This window comes from Paenibacillus sp. CCS19 (assembly GCF_033239625.1).
In the GTDB taxonomy this organism is placed as follows: Bacteria; Bacillota; Bacilli; order Paenibacillales; family Paenibacillaceae; genus Paenibacillus_T.
The window spans coordinates 1-17332 of the sequence record NZ_BTCK01000045.1; the positions used below are offsets into that span (position 1 = coordinate 1).

14 protein-coding genes and 1 pseudogene are annotated in these 17332 nt (G+C 54.9%); 6 read left to right on the plus strand and 9 right to left on the minus strand.

The features are described from left to right. The 4 genes and pseudogenes from SBI19_RS23765 to SBI19_RS23780 form a co-directional block, all read right to left on the minus strand. A pseudogene (locus SBI19_RS23765) lies at positions 1-563 on the minus strand (hypothetical protein); the annotation flags it as partial. A gap of 14 nt (positions 564-577) precedes the next feature. Beyond that, complete coding sequence (locus SBI19_RS23770) at positions 578-745, minus strand: hypothetical protein (protein WP_317972010.1); 168 nt, start codon at positions 743-745, stop codon at positions 578-580. A gap of 83 nt (positions 746-828) precedes the next feature. Continuing rightward, positions 829-1881 (minus strand): Glu/Leu/Phe/Val dehydrogenase dimerization domain-containing protein, encoded by a 1053-nt coding sequence (locus SBI19_RS23775; RefSeq protein ID WP_317972011.1) that lies wholly within the window; start codon positions 1879-1881, stop codon positions 829-831. A gap of 505 nt (positions 1882-2386) precedes the next feature. Then, positions 2387-4156: an ABC transporter ATP-binding protein gene (locus SBI19_RS23780; RefSeq protein WP_317972012.1), complete on the minus strand. Its 1770-nt coding sequence runs from the start codon at positions 4154-4156 to the stop codon at positions 2387-2389. Between the two features lie 394 nt (positions 4157-4550). Between SBI19_RS23780 and SBI19_RS23785 the strand changes: the two genes are divergently transcribed. The 3 genes from SBI19_RS23785 (at position 4551) to SBI19_RS23795 (ending at position 9009) form a co-directional block, all read left to right on the plus strand. Further along, positions 4551-4796, plus strand: coding sequence for a hypothetical protein (locus SBI19_RS23785; protein ID WP_317972013.1), 246 nt, complete (start codon positions 4551-4553; stop codon positions 4794-4796). 179 nt (positions 4797-4975) lie between these two features. Beyond that, complete coding sequence (locus SBI19_RS23790; RefSeq protein WP_317972014.1) at positions 4976-6964, plus strand: GTP-binding protein; 1989 nt, start codon at positions 4976-4978, stop codon at positions 6962-6964. 170 nt (positions 6965-7134) lie between these two features. Beyond that, a complete protein-coding gene (locus SBI19_RS23795) occupies positions 7135-9009 on the plus strand; it encodes a PAS domain-containing protein (protein ID WP_317972015.1) in 1875 nt (624 codons plus the stop codon). Positions 9010-9164: 155 nt separating this feature from the next. Here the strand turns inward: SBI19_RS23795 and SBI19_RS23800 are convergent, their stop codons facing one another. After that, positions 9165-9317 carry a DUF1540 domain-containing protein gene (locus SBI19_RS23800; protein WP_317972016.1) on the minus strand — a complete coding sequence of 51 codons (153 nt, stop codon included), beginning with the start codon at positions 9315-9317 and terminating at the stop codon, positions 9165-9167. A gap of 333 nt (positions 9318-9650) precedes the next feature. On the opposite strand from SBI19_RS23800, the gene SBI19_RS23805 reads away from it, so the two are divergent. After that, positions 9651-11435, plus strand: a complete 1785-nt coding sequence (locus tag SBI19_RS23805; RefSeq protein ID WP_317972017.1) for a cellulase family glycosylhydrolase — start codon at positions 9651-9653, stop codon at positions 11433-11435. A 25-nt stretch (positions 11436-11460) separates the two neighbouring features. Further along, positions 11461-11601, plus strand: coding sequence for a hypothetical protein (locus SBI19_RS23810; protein WP_317972018.1), 141 nt, complete (start codon positions 11461-11463; stop codon positions 11599-11601). A gap of 182 nt (positions 11602-11783) precedes the next feature. On the opposite strand, the gene SBI19_RS23815 is transcribed toward SBI19_RS23810, so the two are convergent. Beyond that, complete coding sequence (locus SBI19_RS23815) at positions 11784-12461, minus strand: NAD(P)H-dependent oxidoreductase (protein ID WP_317972019.1); 678 nt, start codon at positions 12459-12461, stop codon at positions 11784-11786. 133 nt (positions 12462-12594) lie between these two features. Between SBI19_RS23815 and SBI19_RS23820 the strand changes: the two genes are divergently transcribed. Continuing rightward, complete coding sequence (locus tag SBI19_RS23820) at positions 12595-12990, plus strand: winged helix-turn-helix transcriptional regulator (RefSeq protein WP_317972020.1); 396 nt, start codon at positions 12595-12597, stop codon at positions 12988-12990. 157 nt (positions 12991-13147) lie between these two features. Here SBI19_RS23820 and SBI19_RS23825 read toward each other — a convergent pair whose 3' ends face one another. The 3 genes from SBI19_RS23825 to SBI19_RS23835 all read right to left on the minus strand — a co-directional run bounded on the left by SBI19_RS23825 (position 13148) and on the right by SBI19_RS23835 (position 17317). Then, positions 13148-14332, minus strand: coding sequence for a response regulator transcription factor (locus tag SBI19_RS23825; protein WP_317972021.1), 1185 nt, complete (start codon positions 14330-14332; stop codon positions 13148-13150). 26 nt (positions 14333-14358) lie between these two features. Next, on the minus strand, positions 14359-16347 hold the full coding sequence (locus tag SBI19_RS23830; protein ID WP_317972022.1) for a cache domain-containing sensor histidine kinase: 1989 nt from the start codon (positions 16345-16347) through the stop codon (positions 14359-14361). Positions 16348-16459: 112 nt separating this feature from the next. Continuing rightward, positions 16460-17317 carry a carbohydrate ABC transporter permease gene (locus tag SBI19_RS23835; protein WP_483312331.1) on the minus strand — a complete coding sequence of 286 codons (858 nt, stop codon included), beginning with the start codon at positions 17315-17317 and terminating at the stop codon, positions 16460-16462. Between the last annotated feature and the right edge of the window lie 15 nt (positions 17318-17332).

Consider the following 17332-nt stretch of genomic DNA (forward strand, 5'->3'; position numbering starts at 1 on the left):
CCGGTTTCACCCGTAGCGCCAGTCGCCCCCGTGGGGCCCGTAGTCCCCGCAGCCCCGGTCGCTCCAGTGCTGCCCGTCTCCCCGACACCGGGTCCAGTGGGTCCCGTCACGCCGGTTGTTCCTGTCGCGCCTGTGACCCCCGTCACGCCAACTCCGGTCGCGCCCGTAGCGCCTGTGATGCCTACGCTTCCTGTTGTTCCTGTCAGTCCCGTTAACCCTGTCGGACCTGCGAGGCCTTGCGCGCCAGGATCGCCCATCGCTCCTCGTGTACCGGGTATGCCGGCACGTCCCATCGCCCCGGTGGTGCCAGTTGCCCCTATAGTGCCTGCCGCACCAGTGGCTCCTGTGGCACCTGTCACGCCTTTGGGACATTTCACACAATGGCGTGCAGGACGCTTCAGAAGAAGGAGCGTCTCATCCAGCAAATGGACGGCCCGCGGCAGCTTATCGCTGTCGCAGACGTCAGAGCCGCATTTCGATGTTTCCAGGGCGTCGTTCAGCAAACGCAGCGCCTGATCGATTCGGACTATACTGCGTGTGCGCCGTCGTTTGGACTTACCCATAAGTACCTCGCTTTCTATGCGCTGGTCGTCCTGCTGCATGCCTTCTGAATAAGCCGGCGGGCGATCCGAATATGGCGGCGGGCACAGCTGCGTTCTCCGCGAAGCAGCGCGCGTCTAGCTTGTTGAAGCTGATGAATGGCTGCTTTGACCATTTCGGAGGATAGTGAGGATGAATCGGACATACGGCTGTCGCCCCTTTGTCTAAGTCATATCAGTGTATGGGCGCCGGCGCGAACGAACACGGCGAATACCTATCCAACCGAACTTAAGCCTTATGCATGGCCAGCTCCGCGAGCTGATCTGCTGCGGCTGCCGTCGTAATTCCTTCGTTCTCCGCTGCTTGGTACACTTCCGTTAACGTTCTGGCAATCCGTTTGACCCTGCTTCGGATGCGGCGCGGACCATCCCCATCAAGCTCGGCCGCCGTTGCGATAATGCCGCCGGCATTCACAATATAATCGGGTGCGTACACAATGCCCTTCCGCTGCAGCGCCTCGAGATGCACCGACTGCGGAGCGGCCAATTGATTGTTCGCCGAACCAGCGACAACGCGGCATTGCAGCCTCTCAACCGTAGATAAGTTCAGAATGCCTCCAAGCGCACACGGGGCAAAAATATGACAAGGCGCATCATAAATCCGATCCGCCGCAACGGGCAAAGCCTGAAATTCACGAACGGCCTGCTCGACCAGCCGCATGCTGAGGTCGGTAACGATGAGCCGCGCGCCTTCGCGGCGCAAATACCGGCACAGCGCCCAGCCGACCTTGCCAAGGCCTTGGACGGCAATCGTCAGATGATGCAGCCGGTCCGTGCCGCAGATACGCTTGGCAGTAGCCTTCATGCCGTGCAAGAGGCCGTATGCCGTCATATCCGCGGTCCAATCATCCGTGCCGCCAAGCGTACCGCTCATATCCGTCACATAACCGGTGAAGCGGGCAACGGCATCCATATGTGCGGTAGTCGTTCCGACATCAACGCCGGTCCAATAGCTGCCGCCCAGCCGGTCAATGAATCGTCCGAGCGCTTCGAACTGCTGCTCAATGCGAGGGTCGTCTGCACGTCCGATGACGACGGCTTTGCCGCCGCCGTAGGAGAGACCCGCTGCCGCGGCTTTGTATGTCATGGAGCGTGCAAGACGCATGGCGTCCGCCGCGGCGTCCTCTTCGCTGGCATAAGGCCATAGCCTGCAGCCTCCCAAAGCCGGCCCCCGATTCGTATTATGAATGGCGATGAATGCCCGTAATCCGCTTTCCCGGTCGCGGCACCAAATGAACTGCTCAAATCCATCCTTGTCCAGCTCATTCCATATCGATGACATCGGCGCTCACTCCTTGGCCCAATTGGCTCCTAATCGCACGCACGCTATTATCGTGATCGCCAGTGGTCCAAGCTGAGGGTACAGCAGAAGGCGTGCGCAGGTTGCGTTACTGACAGCATATTCAAGCGAGAAGACAGCTGCTACGGATGGCCCCATGCTCTACCAAAGTTGTCCATTGCATAACGTACAGCAGATTCGACCTCACACTTACGCAGAAGGATGTTCTATTGCATTTTGCGCAACAGTAAAGAGCCCCGTTGGGTCACAACGGAGCTTTTTGAGCGATTCAATAGATTTTATTGCACGGGCGCAATGAGGAAGCGCTCATCATCTTTCTGTGCAACGCGCACCGATTGGCTGCTATCTGCCAGACCGGTCCCCCCATGTCCCGAACACATCCCATCGCCATCCGATGAACCACCATACAGGCAATGCGATCAACCACAACATGCGTCTCATGTACCAACGTACAGCCTGCATCATGTCGTGCACCTCTATTCTCATCCTACCGCACGGGCTGCGCCTGCAGCTGCTGCTCGGCGAATTTGCGATAGAGCTCATGGCTGTTCAGCAGCTCGGCATGCGTGCCGCGCCCCGTAATGCGGCCGTTCTCAATGAAGAGCAGCTGGTCGGCGTCAATGACCGTCGACAACCGATGGGCGATGACGATCGTCGTACGACCTTTCATTAGATTGCGGAGCGCCTCCTGCACATAGTGCTCGGATTCGCTGTCCAGACTCGACGTCGCCTCATCCAGCATGAGAATGGACGGGTCGCGCAGCAGAGCGCGGGCGATGCCGATGCGCTGCCGCTGGCCGCCGGACAACTTAATGCCGCGCTCGCCGACTTCGGTGTCATAGCCGCTTGGCAGTTGGTCGATGAATCGGTCTGCGTAGGCCATCGCGGCCGCGCGCTGAATCTCTTCCTCGCTCACGGTGCGTTCCGTTCCATAGGCTATGTTCTCGCGAATCGTTCCTGTCATGAGCGTGCTTTCCTGCTGCACGTAGCCGATAGCGGCACGCCAGGAGCGCAGCGAATACGTATCAATCGGCTCTTCGCCGAGCCGTATTATGCCTCCAGTTGGCGTATAGAAGCGTTCCAGCATCGAGAACAACGTCGTCTTGCCGCCGCCGCTCGGTCCGACTAGCGCGGTCACTTTGCCCGGCGGGATGACGAAGTTGATGCCATCGAGCACCGGTTCGCCGCCGCTTTCGTAGGCGAATTGAACATCCTCTGCCACGATTGGCTTATTGGCATGCGTCAGCGCAGCGCCGGCATTCAGATCCTCCTCCGAGTCGCCGAGCGTCTCGTTGATTCGTTCCGTTGCGCCGATTGCCTTCTGCATCTGGGTGAAGAACATCGCAATCTGACTGGCAGGCATCATGATCTGGAACAAGTACAAGATGAACGCGACCAGATCGCCTGCGGACAGGGCGCCCGATGAGACGCGGAAGCCGCCATAGCCGATAATGATGACGAGCATCAGCATCATAATAAGCGAGATCAGCGGCCCGATCAGCGCCTGCACTTTGCCTTCGGACAGGCCGAGCTTGAACATATTGCGGATGCCCTTCATGCCGCTTGCGAACTCCCGGTCCTCCGCGTTAGATGCCTTCACGAGCCGAATTTCGGACAACACCTGACTGAGAACGCCGGACAGCCGAGCGGTCTCATCCTGCATGCTTCGGGATACGTGATGCATCTTGCGTCCGAGCGGCACCATGAACAACATGAGCAGCGGGGCGGCAGTAAGCATGACGAGCGTCATCCGCCAATCGAGCGCGATCAGAATCGCGACGGAGCCAATGATGCTGATGATACCCGTAATGAAACTGGTCATATGCTCGGTGATGAGCCCTTTGACGACAGCGGTATCGTTGGTCATGCGGCTGACGGTTTCGCCCGTCTGATGATTATCGTAGTACGTGACCGGCAGTGCCAGCAGCTTGCGCCACAGCCGCTCACGGAGTCCTGCGATAACCTGTTGGCCGACGCGGGCGAGCATATAAGTCGATATAGCAGCCGTAACGGCTTGAATAAGGAACGCGACAACGAGCAGACTGATTTGCGGCATTCCAATGGAAGAAAGCGAGAAGCTGTCGACGACGTTTTTGGTAAACAGAGGAACGATAAGAGCGGCCACAGTGGATGATAGGCTGAGCGTCAGCGCAATGGCCAGTGCCGAGCGCGACGGCTTCGTCTCTCGAACGAGGCGCCAGAACGGCCCCCAGCCTTTGAGCGGATTCGTAGCGGCTGAAGTTGGTTTGGATGACATAGGCGTATCTCCTTCAATGCGTGCATAATAATCTGCCTTTATTATGACACGACCAAAGGCGGGGGTAATCCCGCAACGGGATGAAAATGAACTCCTTCGCGAGACGGAGACCATAGCTGTACGGCGCTCGGATTATTTTAACCAATTAGGATCGTAGGCGAATAAGACGACCATGCGATAACTGGGTGGTCTCTAGCGGAACTCCTATAGTTATCTATCATGAGAGGAGGATGGGCTTCTGTTGGAATCCGCATATGAAACCCCGTCAAATCAATGTTTGGCAGCAGGACATATGCAGAAAAGGCAATGGCTGATGGGGGGACGTCCATACGAGTTTCGATCGATTGCATAGGATAGACTATAACCAAAATCATTTTTTTAGGAGGCAGCGATAATGTCGAATTGCCATCATAACCCATGTAACACGAAGCTGGATCCGGTGATGCTCGATCCTGTGCAAGTCTACCAGGATTACTACTATCCGCAAGAGTATGAAGTTATTCACACGGTTGAAGTCATTAGACGCCATCATTGCGTTCCTTGCCCTAAACATGTGCACGTAGTTGTTGAGCGCGACGTCAACATGGGTCTGATGAGAGGTTCCTCTACGCGTGGCAGCAGAACAAGAGGCCGCCGCTAAGCTTGATATAAGATTCTAAGCGCCGCCGGGCTGTCCCGGCGGCGTTCTTCCTTTATGATAGATTACAGATTCTCTACCTTTACGCACGGCTGCAGACGGTTGTACCATAGGGACGAGTGACATTAACTATCGAACAAGCTGTCGTATAGGCAGGCTTACATATAAAGGGGAAGACCACGATGGAACGCGGCAGCAACGGACACGCAATACGCAATATCGGTATTTTCGCCCATGTCGACGCCGGGAAGACCACTACCACCGAGCAGCTGCTCTACCGCAGCGGCCGAATTCGGACGCTCGGCAGCGTCGATGAAGGAACGGCGCAGACGGATTCCTTAGAGGTGGAGCGCGAACGGGGCATCAGCGTGCGGGCAGCAGTAACGAGATTCGATTGGAGCGGTGCTCGCATTAATCTTGTCGACACGCCGGGGCACGTCGATTTCTTGTCGGAGGTGGAACGTTCGCTTCGTGTCATGGATGCGGCGGTGCTCATCGTGTCGGCGGCGGAGGGCGTACAGGCGCAGACGGAGGTCATCTGGCAAGCGCTGAGCGAGATGCGAATTCCAACCCTCATCTACGTGAACAAAATGGATCGTATAGGCGCTGATGCCGAGCTGGTACTAGCCCAGATTAGGCGGCTGCTGACACCGAATGCGGTGCCCGTGCAGGCGCCGATCGGCGCGGAAGAGACATTCACCGGCGCGCGCAGCTTGCTTGCGCCAGAAGAACTTAGCGCATCGTCGTATGGCACGATGCTGACGGAATCGATCGCGGAGCGCGACGAGGCGCTGCTTACGCGTTATCTAGACACAGGCTCGCTCTCTGTGAGCGAGCTGACGGAGCACCTGCTGCCAGCCGTCCGCGAAGCGGCGCTGTACCCGGTGCTGTTCGGAGCGTCGGCGCGGGGCATCGGGATCGAGCCGCTGCTCGACGCGATGGTGACGCTGCTGCCCGCACCGCAGGGCGATGCGCAGGGACCGCTGTCCGGCGTTGTATTCAAGCTGGAGAAGGATCCGATTATGGGACGAGTGGCGTACGTCCGGCTGTACAGCGGCACGCTCCGCAATCGGGATACAGCGATGAACGTGACGCAGCAGACGAGCGACAAAGTGACTCAGATTCGAACGGCGGATGGGAAGCGTCCCGAAGATATCGGCGTTGTAGAGGCGGGCGATATTGCGGCGGTGTATGGATGGGGCCGCGTTCGAATCGGCGACATCATCGGTTCGCCGGACTTCGTGCCTGGCAGCGCGCAGCTTGCCGTACCGCTGCTAACGGTACAAGCGCATTGGCCGAGCGATGCCGTCTATCCGGCTGTTGTCGCGGCGCTGCAGGAGCTGGCGGACGAGGATCCGCTGCTTGACCTGCAATGGCTGCAAGAGGAGCGGGAGCTGCACCTGAAGGTTATGGGGCCGATTCAGATTGAAGTGCTGACGCAGCTGATTCGTTCTAGATTTGGCTTGGACGTTACCTTCGGCGCGCCATCGGTCATCTATAAGGAGACGCCTGCATCGGCAGGCGAAGGTTATGTCGCCTATCTCATGCCGAAGCCCTGCTGGGCGATTCTCCGCTTCGCCATCGAACCAGGCGAACGTGGAAGCGGGCTCGTCTACTCATCGACCGCACGGCGCGAGCGGCTGCTCGAGAGCTATCAGAACGAGGTCGCACGGCGCGTTCCGGAGGCGCTCCAGCAAGGCCTTCGCGGCTGGGAAGTGACCGACTTGAAGGTCACGCTCGTGGAGGGCGAGCATCATGTCTGGCACACCCATCCGCTTGACTTCGTCGTTGCAACGCCGATGGGCATCATGGATGGGTTGAGCCGAATCGGCACGAAGCTGCTGGAGCCGATCGTCAGGTTCCGCTTGTCCGTGCCGGAGGAATTCGGAGGCAAAGCGATGAACGAGCTCATGATTATGCGTGCGGAGTTCGAGCCGCCGGCTCTGCATAACGGACGGATGGAGCTGGAGGGCTTGCTGCCGGTGGCGACGTCGCTTGATTTTCCGGCACGGCTGGGTGCGATGACGAAGGGAAGGGGAGCGTTGTCGACCTTCTTCCACGGGTATCAAGAATGCCCGCCTGATGTTGTCGCTGAGCGCTTGCGCCGCGGGGTAAATCCGCTTGACCATGCGAAGTATATTCTGGCGGCACGAAAGGCGCTGTCGCAATAAACAGGTTGGTTTATTAATATTGTCAAAATAGGTCGAAAGTTGGTTCCTCTTGACAAATGTTAATTTTTCCAACAAACAAAGGATAAGGCTGTTACAGATCGAATATGTAGTGCGTCAATGTTGTGGTGTGAGTAACTAATGTAACAGCACCCACCCGGGAGGACTTCATAGTGACACGATGGCTATCGAAGCTGCGACGAGTGATGTCCAGCTTACTTCTAAACATGAGAGAGCATGGTTTGCGGCGTGATGCACAACGAATGGCAACGCTCGGCAACTGGGAATTTGATGCGGCGAGCGGACGATTTTATGGAACGCGAGAGTTTTATGCGCTATTCGGTATGGACAAGTATGAAGTTAAACGATTAACACTTGAACGCGTGCTGGAGCGAATTCATCCGGAAGATCTGGAGAGGATTCGCAATTATGAGACGGGCCTAGATCCATCTCTCATTCAGACCGTTGATTTTCGAATCATTCGTCCGGATGGACAAATTTATTGGCTGCATTCGCGGTTCAAAGTTTTCGGTGCCAGTCGTTGTGTCGGCATTGTTCAAGATATTACGAAGACGCACAGCCTCGAGAACGAGGTGAGGCTTCTTAATTGCCATATGAAATCTTTCATTGACCGGCATATTGATCCGGTATTGATCTGGAACGCCGATTTCCGGGTCGTTCGGGTGAATGCTGCGTTTACGTCGTTGTTCGGCTATGGACGGGAGGAAGTGGAGGGTCGTTCGATCGAGGAGTGTCCGTTCATTCCGGCAGAACTTCAATCCGAGTTGAAGGATGCGGGACAGTTAGCGATCGAGCAGGGGAAGTCGATCGTGATGGATACGATGCGCCGGAAGAAGGACGGCACGCCGCTTCATATTATGCTTTCCATTACGCCGATGGCTGCCGGCGAGGGCAAATCAGCGACCTGGATTTCGATTCTGCGAGACTACACGGGACAGCTGGAGGCGAATCGGCAGCTGAAGGAAGCACAGGCGGAGCTGGAGAGCTTCATCGCGTACAATCCGGATGCGATCGGCTTCTTCAACAACGACGGATCGGTTCGTCAAGTGAACGCAGCGTTTGAGCGAGTGCTTGACTGCACTATCGAGGAGCTGAGGACGAAGAAGCTGATCGAGATGCCTTTTGCCCATGCGATTGCGCAATCGGACACTGAACTGATCGGCTTGATTCAATCGGGCGGCATTCAGAGCAAGGAGATCGGTATCGTGCGCGGCGACAATTCGATCATGTCAGGGCTCATGTCCATGACACCGTTTCCCGATCAGAAGGGGTTTGCGATTATAGTGAAGGATGTCAGCGAGCTGCAGGAAGCGAAGGATCTGCTCGGTCGTTCGGAGATGCTGTCGATGATTGGTCAGCTGGCAGCTGGCGTAGCGCATGAAATTCGTAACCCGCTCACATCGCTGAAAGGGTTTATTCGCCTGATCGAACCAGCATTGGAGCCTAAGGAATCGCGGTACCTTGGCATTATGAAGGGTGAATTGGACCGCATTGAGCTTATCGTTAACGAAATGCTCGTATTGTCCAAACCGCAAATTATGGAGCTGGCTCTGTACCCGATGGATGAACTGCTTGATTACATCATCGAGCTTCTAAGCACGCAGGCCGTTATGAAAGGCATCGAGATCAATCGGTTCTTCGAGCCCGTGCCGCCGATTGAGTGCGAGCAGCGAAGAGTGAAGCAGGTATTCGTCAATTTGCTTAAGAATGCAATCGAGTCCATGGACGCTAATGGGAATATAAACGTACGTATTGAGCGGGCCGACGAGGATCATGTGCGGGTTGTTGTGAGCGATCAAGGGAAGGGCATGACGCCAGAGCAGCTCACCCGTCTAACCGAGCCGTTCTATACAACGAAGGAGAAGGGCAACGGACTTGGGCTGATGATGACGGCGAGCATCGTGGAGCGGCACGGAGGCACAATCGTGTTCGACAGCGTCGTTGGTGTCGGGACAACCGTCACTGTTGTGCTGCCGATTAAGCAGCAGAAGCAGGAGCTGTTATCGGGCAGGCTGTTAACGCACTGAATGTGCGTTAGCAGATCTATTGTGCAATCGGTGATAATAATTATCATTATTGGATATAATACAGGTGGCGGCAGGAACGGAAGAGGGGGCAGCCTCTAGGCAAGGCCGCCCCGTTATACAGGCATATGTCTTAAGTTCATTCGCTAAGCAGACGGTTAGATTTTAGGCTCAAATGTTTTGCAGTCCGTCTCTTCGGACTGACGCGGTTGATTGGAACGGCTAACGACATAGATCGATGATGCGCTGCATTTGTTGCCGTTTGCCCAATACTTGCATGAATTAACTTCACATAGGACGTCTTTTGCCATAGTGGTCACACCTCCCATCCTCGTTCGTAGCGGCGCAGGATCGATACTTCCGCTCATTCTAAGGATGGGCTTTTTTGTCATGCTTTTATACTTTCGCCCGGCAGGAAAAGTGTCCCGATTGCGACAGCTGTTCACACACGACAGAACGTGCATGCATTGTAAAATAATAGTTGAAAGCTCTTACATTGGCGTCATACAATAGAACTATGGGTATTTGAGACCATGTTCTATCGGCGCATGTGATTGGACGGATATTTGCTTTAACCGCTTTTTTGAAAACGATTTCGATACATATTATGGTATTCAATTTGATTCAACGAGAGGAGAGACAGCATGCAATCGCGCAGCAGGTACGGGCTTTATGTCGTCCTTGTAATTGGCGTGTTGGCAATTGCCTCGATGCTGTTCCTGGTTCGGAACGATAAACAGGAGACATCGAAGGAGAACAATGCAACCTCGCAGCTAACCGGACAGAGCGGAGAATCTATTGGTAAGAGTGTGATCCCATCGACGGACATCAAGGCTGGACAAGAACCGACGGTTGAGACGGCGGCGGCGGATCCATTTGTTCCGGTTACGGCTGTCGATGCGGTGAATCAGATGGGGGTCGGTTGGAATCTAGGCAATCAGCTTGATGCAATGCCGGATGAGGGCGACTGGGGTAACGGCATTGTTGATGCGAGCGTGTTCGATGAGGTGAAGGCAGCAGGTTTCGATCTGGTCCGCATCCCTGTCTCTTGGAATGACCATATCGGCGCAGCACCCGATTATCTGATCGATACGCTGTGGATGGACCGCGTAGAGGAAGTTGTCGATTGGGCATTGGAACGGGATATGTGGGTCATGCTGAACGTGCACCATGACTCATGGAAGTATATGAACTTGGATAAGCAGAGTGATCCGGAGGAGTCGCTTCGCAAGTTCGTGAAGATATGGGGACAGATCGCGCAACGGTTCAGCGGCAAGAGCGAGAAGCTGATGCTGGAGACGCTGAATGAGCCGACTGACATTGATCCCGACAAGCTCAATGATTTGAATGATCAGATTGTGCAGCTGATTCGCAGTTCGGGCGGCAATAACAAGGAGCGGCTGGTCGTTGAGCCGGGACTTCATACGAATATCGATGAGACGATCAAGACGTTCAAGAAGCCTAGTGATCCTTATGTCATTCTAACGGTTCATAACTACGATCCGTGGGATTACGTCTCCAACTGGTGGGGACATGTGACATGGGGGACGGAGAGCGACAAAACGTATTTTGACGATATGTTCAAGCGGCTGCATGATAAGTTCGTGGCGGATGGACTGCCGGTCATCATTGGCGAGTTCGGTACCCTTGGTACGAATGAACGGCATTCCAAGTGGGTCTACCATGATTATTTCGTCCGAACGGCGAAGAAGTACGGCATGGTGTCTGTCTGGTGGGATAACGGGGAGCATTTGGATCGGCTGCGCGGCTCGTGGAACGACCCCGTCGTGAAGGATATTATTGTGAATGCTTCCCATGGTATTGCGAATTCGTTCGTCGAGACCGGGGATCTATATGTAAGGCAGGGCAAGGCTGCAGATACGACGTTCCAACTGGAGTTGAACGGCAACGCGTTAACAGGTGTGTTCAACGGCGAGACGCCGCTTGGCGAAGAAGACTATAAGCTTGATGCTGACGGCGCGAAGGTGACGATTCAGAAGGATTACTTGGCGGGTATGCTGCAGGATCAAGGGCTTGGCGATAGGGGGCAGCTCACGTTCCGATTCTCGCAAGGCGCCGACCAGATCGTCCACGTCCATCAGTATAAGGATCCTGTGTTGAAGCAGAAGGAGCTTGTCATCGATCGAAGCGGCGGCGGTATTGTAGGCGACCTCGGGATCGAATTGGACTATAACGGCACCGAGTTGGCGAAGCTTAAGGCAGTAGAAGCGGATGGCCAGTCCGTTCATACGGAGTGGAAGGATAAACAGTATGTGAATCTATCCGATGATTTCACCTTCGATGCGTATCGCGTCTATCTGAAAGCGAAATTCGCCAATATGTTCGATAAGGATGCGATCATCACGCTGGAGTTCTGGCCGTCGGGTGTTCAGCTTGAAGTACCGGTGAAGGTGATGAATAAGAAGTAATCTGGTAACAGAGCAGCCCCCGCTCATGCGGCGCATTCGTGCGCTGTTGATCGGGGGTTTTGTTGTTCTGAAGGGGCAAGGCCCCTTTATCCGTTCGAGCACCGACCAAGAGCGTGTCCCGCAGGGACGACAAGCGGCTGTACGCACGGACGTCGGGTCGAGCTGAGACTCCGTCACTTCATCATCAACTGTACCCAGGTACCCTCGACGTAAAGCGTGTCCCGAACAGGGACGAAAGCGAGCATACGCCCAATCGTATCTAGACGAGTCCTGCGGGATTCCAAAGGGTGCAACCCTTGGAGCCCTCCCTCTCGGGAGAGGGAGGGTTTGGGTGGGTGAGGGAGAACTCTAGCGTACCCACTGGACAACGCTGTCGCTTGGACGACGTGTCTTGTTGCGGGGCTCCTGTGCACGATAGCCGAATGCAGCCATTGCCGATACGCGGAATTGATCGGGATCAAGGAGTCCTTCTTCTTCGAGAACGCGGTTAAGGTCTTCCAGCACGAAGCCTTCGATCGGGCAGGAATCGATGCCGATAAGCGCAGCGGCTGTCAGCATGTTGCCGAGGGCGATATACGTCTGCCGGCTGGCCCACTCGAATACGTAGCGGTCATCTTGGAGCAGCTGGAAGTCCGACTCAAGGAAGTTTCGATAGGCTTGGCGTTTGCCCGCCGCTACCTCCGGCGGCAGCTGCTGAATCTGCTCCATCATGTTCGTAATATAAGGAGAGTCCGGCAGAAGAGATGGTGCGGTACGAGTTAAGAGCACGATGAAATGGCTGGCTGTAGGCAGCGAGCGCTGAGCGCCCCACGATACGCCGCGGATGCGCTCACGAATCGCATCGTTCTGAACAACGACGAACTGCCAAGGCTCGAAGCCGAAGGAACTAGGGGATAGACGACCGGTTTCTAGAATGAAGTCGAAGTCCTCGTCGGTAATTTTTCGTGTTGGATCGAATACTTTGGTAGCATGACGGGATTGATAAGCAGCTATAATATCGGCTTTCGTAACACGCGTTGTTTCCATGAATCATCGTCCTCTCTTTACTCCAATTACTGGGGATGGCTCCATTATAGAGGGATGGTGTTGATTCCGAAAGTACGCACATTTTTGTGATATAGTATTAAAAAAGGTACTATTGGAGCCGGAGGGATAATGGATGAGCGTGAAGAAGGAACAGCTGGGCGCCGCTGCGCCAGATCAGTGTGAACAGCCTAAGGCAGGGAGTCGCTACACTTGCTCGGTTGAGGCTGCGTTGGATGTAATCGGAGGCAAGTGGAAGGGCATTATCGTCTTCCATTTGCTAATGGACTCTCCTCGCCGGTTCAATGAGTTTCGCCGTCTGATGCCGATGATCACGCAGCGAATGCTGACCCTTCAGCTTCGGGAGCTGGAGCAGGACGGCATTATTCACCGGGAGGTCTATCGGGAGGTGCCGCCGCGCGTCGAGTACTCGCTTACTCCGTTCGGGCTGACGCTGAAGCCGATCATTCTGCAGATGTGGGAATGGGGCAAAACCTACGAGGCACGTCTCGCGGAACAAGAACAGGGGTAGAGCAGGATTGTGCCTCTGCATAATATAGAATGCAAGAAGCCTGAACATCGATGCGCGTAACCGTGCATCGATGTTCAGGCTTCTTCTTTTACCCCATAGGATTTTAAGCTGCAGGCCGCCCTTCATCGGAAGGCGTCGATAGGTGCTCTCGGCTGCCTCATATATTCAGCTGCGTGCTGTTCGCTTGAAGCTGCTGGCGGTATTCGGACGGTGTCGCGTTGAACCGTTTGCGGAACTGCTGCGAGAAGTGGCGCAGATCCTGATAGCCGATCTTCTCGGCGATATCTGCCAGCTTCAAGCTCGGATTGTGCAGAAGCCGCTTGGCCTGCTCGAGCCGCAGCTGGATGACGAACTCCTTGTAGCCCTGTCCGGTCTTCTGCTTGAACAACTGGCTGAAGTAGACGGGATTCAAATAAACGACGGCTGCAACTCTCTCCAGCGACAGATCCTCGTTGAAATGCGATTTGATATATTGAATCGCGGTCTCTATAGCACGGTCGCCGCCGCGCTCGTCCTGCTCGTACATCTGCGAATGCGACGCCTGACGGAGGCGGCGAATCTCGGCAGGCACGAGGTGGAAGTGCTCGATCAGCTCGGACGCAATCGCTTGGAACGGAACGCGGAGATACTGCCGCAGATGCGTGCGAAGCTCGTTGACGAGCAGCGGGAGCGATTCATCCGGCAAGGAGATCAACCCGAGCAGGCTCTGCGCGTCATAGCTGATGACGAATCCGCGCCCGTATCGTTCAATCAGTTCGGCAAGCACGTTGTCGATAATAAAATGCTCCAAATGGACGGGACGATCCGCATCCATTTTGACCATGACGAGATAGAATGACGAATACGCATCGGCAAGCGGCTTCATGTCGAAGTTGCCGATATCAAGCCCGGCGGCCCAGCGCTGGAACACTGCCTCGCGAAGATACTTGAGATTCGTCGCAAGTCCGCGCGCTTCCCGGATCTGCTCCGACTCGCGCCTCATATCGTCTTGGAATTTATCGATCAGCTCGATGACTCGTTCTTTGCCGATTGGCTTGAGCAGGTAGTCGCGGGCACCAAGGCGAAGCGCCTCCTGCGCATAGGCGAACTCGGACTTCGCGGAGATGAACACCCACCGCACATGCGGATGCTGCGGTTTGGCGAGCTTCATCAGCTCCAATCCAGACATGCCTGGCATCATGATGTCGCTTAATACGAGATCAATCGGTTCGCTGCGCAGCTGGATAACCGCTTCATCAGCGGATGCGGCCAGATAGGTCCGGCATTCCGGATAGTGGGTCTGGAGCGTGCGTTTGATCCCGCTGCGTATGACGTTCTCGTCATCGACGACTAGAATATTCATGTCGCTATATACTCCTTTCGTACAGCTTATTTTTCGTTGTATTCCGGTGACCGATCGTAGACAACGCGAGGAGGGAGCGGCAGGGTGACGATAATCGTCGTCCCAACGCCTTTCTTGCTGTCGGCTGACAGGCCATAGGATTCGCCGTGCATCAACACGAGACGATGGTGGACGTTGGCGATGCCGATGCCTTTGCGCCCCGTGCTGCCGCGTTGTGCTGCATCAATCGACTGCTCTTGGGCCGAATGCTGGCCTAACGCTTGCTGCAGCTGGCTAAGTGCCTCTGGATCCATGCCGACGCCATTGTCTGCAATCGTAATATGGAGCCGCTGACCCTCTGCTTCTGCTCGAACGGTTAGGATACCTGGTTTATAAGAGGGCTCGAGGCCATGCTTGACGGCATTCTCGATAATCGGCTGCAGCGTCATCTTCGGCAATTGAACGTCCAGCCACTCTGGCGCGACTGCGATATCTGCCGTTAATCGATCCTCGAGCCGCGCTTCGATAATGGTCAAGTAATGCCGGATGGCTTCGAGTTCCTCGCCCAGTGTCGAGTTGGAGTTTTCCTCCCACTCGCTGCTGTACTGGAACATATGGGACAATGACAATACAATACGAGCGAGTTTATCATTCTCCTGCTCATCGAGCAGCCAGTAGATCATGTTAAGCGTGTTGTATAGAAAATGCGGATTAACCTGCGATTGTAGCGCCTGCAGCTGAGCTTGTTTCTCACGGCCGGATGATTCCTTCTCCCGTTGAATGAGATCATCCATCCGATACACCATTTGGTTGAAGGAAGAGACCAGAATATCGATCTCTTCGTAGGTCGATTTCCGATGGGCTACGCCGCGGAAATTACCGATTTCCACCTGTCTCATCTCTTGTACGAGCCGCTTGAGCGGCATTGTAATCGTACGGGCGATGAAGCTCGCAATGGCAATCGATACAAGGACGAGAACGGAGACGACAATCAAGAAGAAATGCCTCGTCTGATTGAATTCGACGTTCAGGTTGCTGTTCGGCGTCCGGCTGATGAATGTCCAGTCGACCTCCTTTGCTTTGGAAGCGACAATAAGATCATTTGCCCGCTGGTCGAAGAGGACCTCGCTTGGCGTTACGTTCTCATGCAGCGAGAGCAGCAGCTCCAGCGCTTGCAGATGGGCGGGTTTCGTCCCATTCACGTCCAGCGTATCGGACGCCATGCTTTCTGCGCTTTCCGCAGAGTTCGGCGTATGGAATACGTCTGTATTGAAATCATCTCCGGCATGCTCGCTCCATGGGACGGACGATATTTCCTCCGGATCATCCGATGCGAGCAGCCGTCCGTCCTCCGACATAATGAACACATCGCTGTCGGGTCCAAGCCGCATATTGCCGAGCGCAGACATCGCAGCGGATGCGTCCATCTGGAAGAGCAGAACACCGATTGGCTTATGCGCCGTCAGATCGAATAGCAGTCGGCCGAAGGCAAACACAGGCTTAGCCACAGTCTGGTCCGTCAATGAATGCTTGAACGCACCAAGCCACACCATGTTGCCGTCAGATTGTTTAATTCGATTGTACCAGTCCCGCTGCGCGTAATTCGGATCGACGACGTTCAAGTAGTTGGCGAAGCTGAACACGGCGCCGTTCTGCGCGAATACATGAATCGATACGATATCTTCCCGCGAGTAGAATACGGTGCCGATAATGTTCGAAACAGCACGCTCGTTAATGATGTTCAGGGCTGGATTGTCGGTATGGGTCTGCGGCAGGATGCGCAGCATATCCGCGTTGCCGACCAGTGACTTGGATAAGCTGTTGTAGCTGTCGAGCAGCAGATCGTACACTTGCATCGTCTGTTTGACGTTCTTCTCAGCAATTTCGGTCACTTTATCGTGATATTGCGTCGTTGCCTGTCTGTAATACAGGTAACTGACGATCGATAATAGGCTGATCATGCTGATGATGAGCAGAATGAACAGCCTGGCACGGAACGTGCGGAAGCTGCGAAAGCCTCGAAAACCGCGGATCATGGCCGGTGACGCCTCCCCAATAAAATACCCCACAATAGCACTAAAACCTCCGAGCGCGCCGCAAAGGCTGCTCGGAGGTTATTCATGCTATAGGGTTCGAGTATACGGATGCTTAACCTTTGACTGCGCCGGCAACCATGCCCTTCGTAATTTTCTCCGAGAGCAGGAAGTACAGCACAATGACAGGCAGTGCACCAAGTACAAGATATGCGCCAATTGCGCCGTAGTTGGACGAATATTGGCTGACGAAGCTGTTCACGCCGAACGGAAGCGTCTTGAGCTTCGCATCGGAGATGAACGTAGCTGCCAAGATGTATTCGTTCCAGATATTGATGAACGTCAGGATGCAGACGGTCATAATCGGCGGAATCGAGATTGGCAGAATGATGCTGCGGAACGTACGGAATACGCCCGCGCCGTCCATATGCGCGGATTCTTCGATTTCGTGAGGAATCGTACGCATGAAACCGCTCAGAATGAAGACGGCGATTGGCGTCTGATAAGCAATGTAAGGCAGGATGATCGACCAGCGCGTACCCATCAGACCATGATCGCCGATGTGAACGTGTTTGAAAATCAGCATAAGCGGAAGCAGAGTCGCTTGTACAGGGATCATCATGCCGATCAAGAAGACGAGCATGACGACCGGGCCGAGCTTCCATTTGAATCGAGTGATCGCGTATGCGACCATGCTTGCTAATACGATAACACAAACGAGCGTAACAAGCGTTACATAAATACTATTGAACAAGTACTGCCAGTAGTGAGCGTCAATGGCTTGCTTATAGTTGTCCCACTGCATGCTCTTCGGCAGTGCGAAGAATTTACCGGACAATATTTCATCATTTGTTTTCAATGAGTAAGTGAGAAGCCACAGCAGCGGATACAGCTGCGTGACCAGCAGGACGCCGAGCAGGATGAATACGAGCGGCTTAACGAACGAGAATCGTTTGCGCCCTGGCTCATCCATACGGGAAGCCGCTGT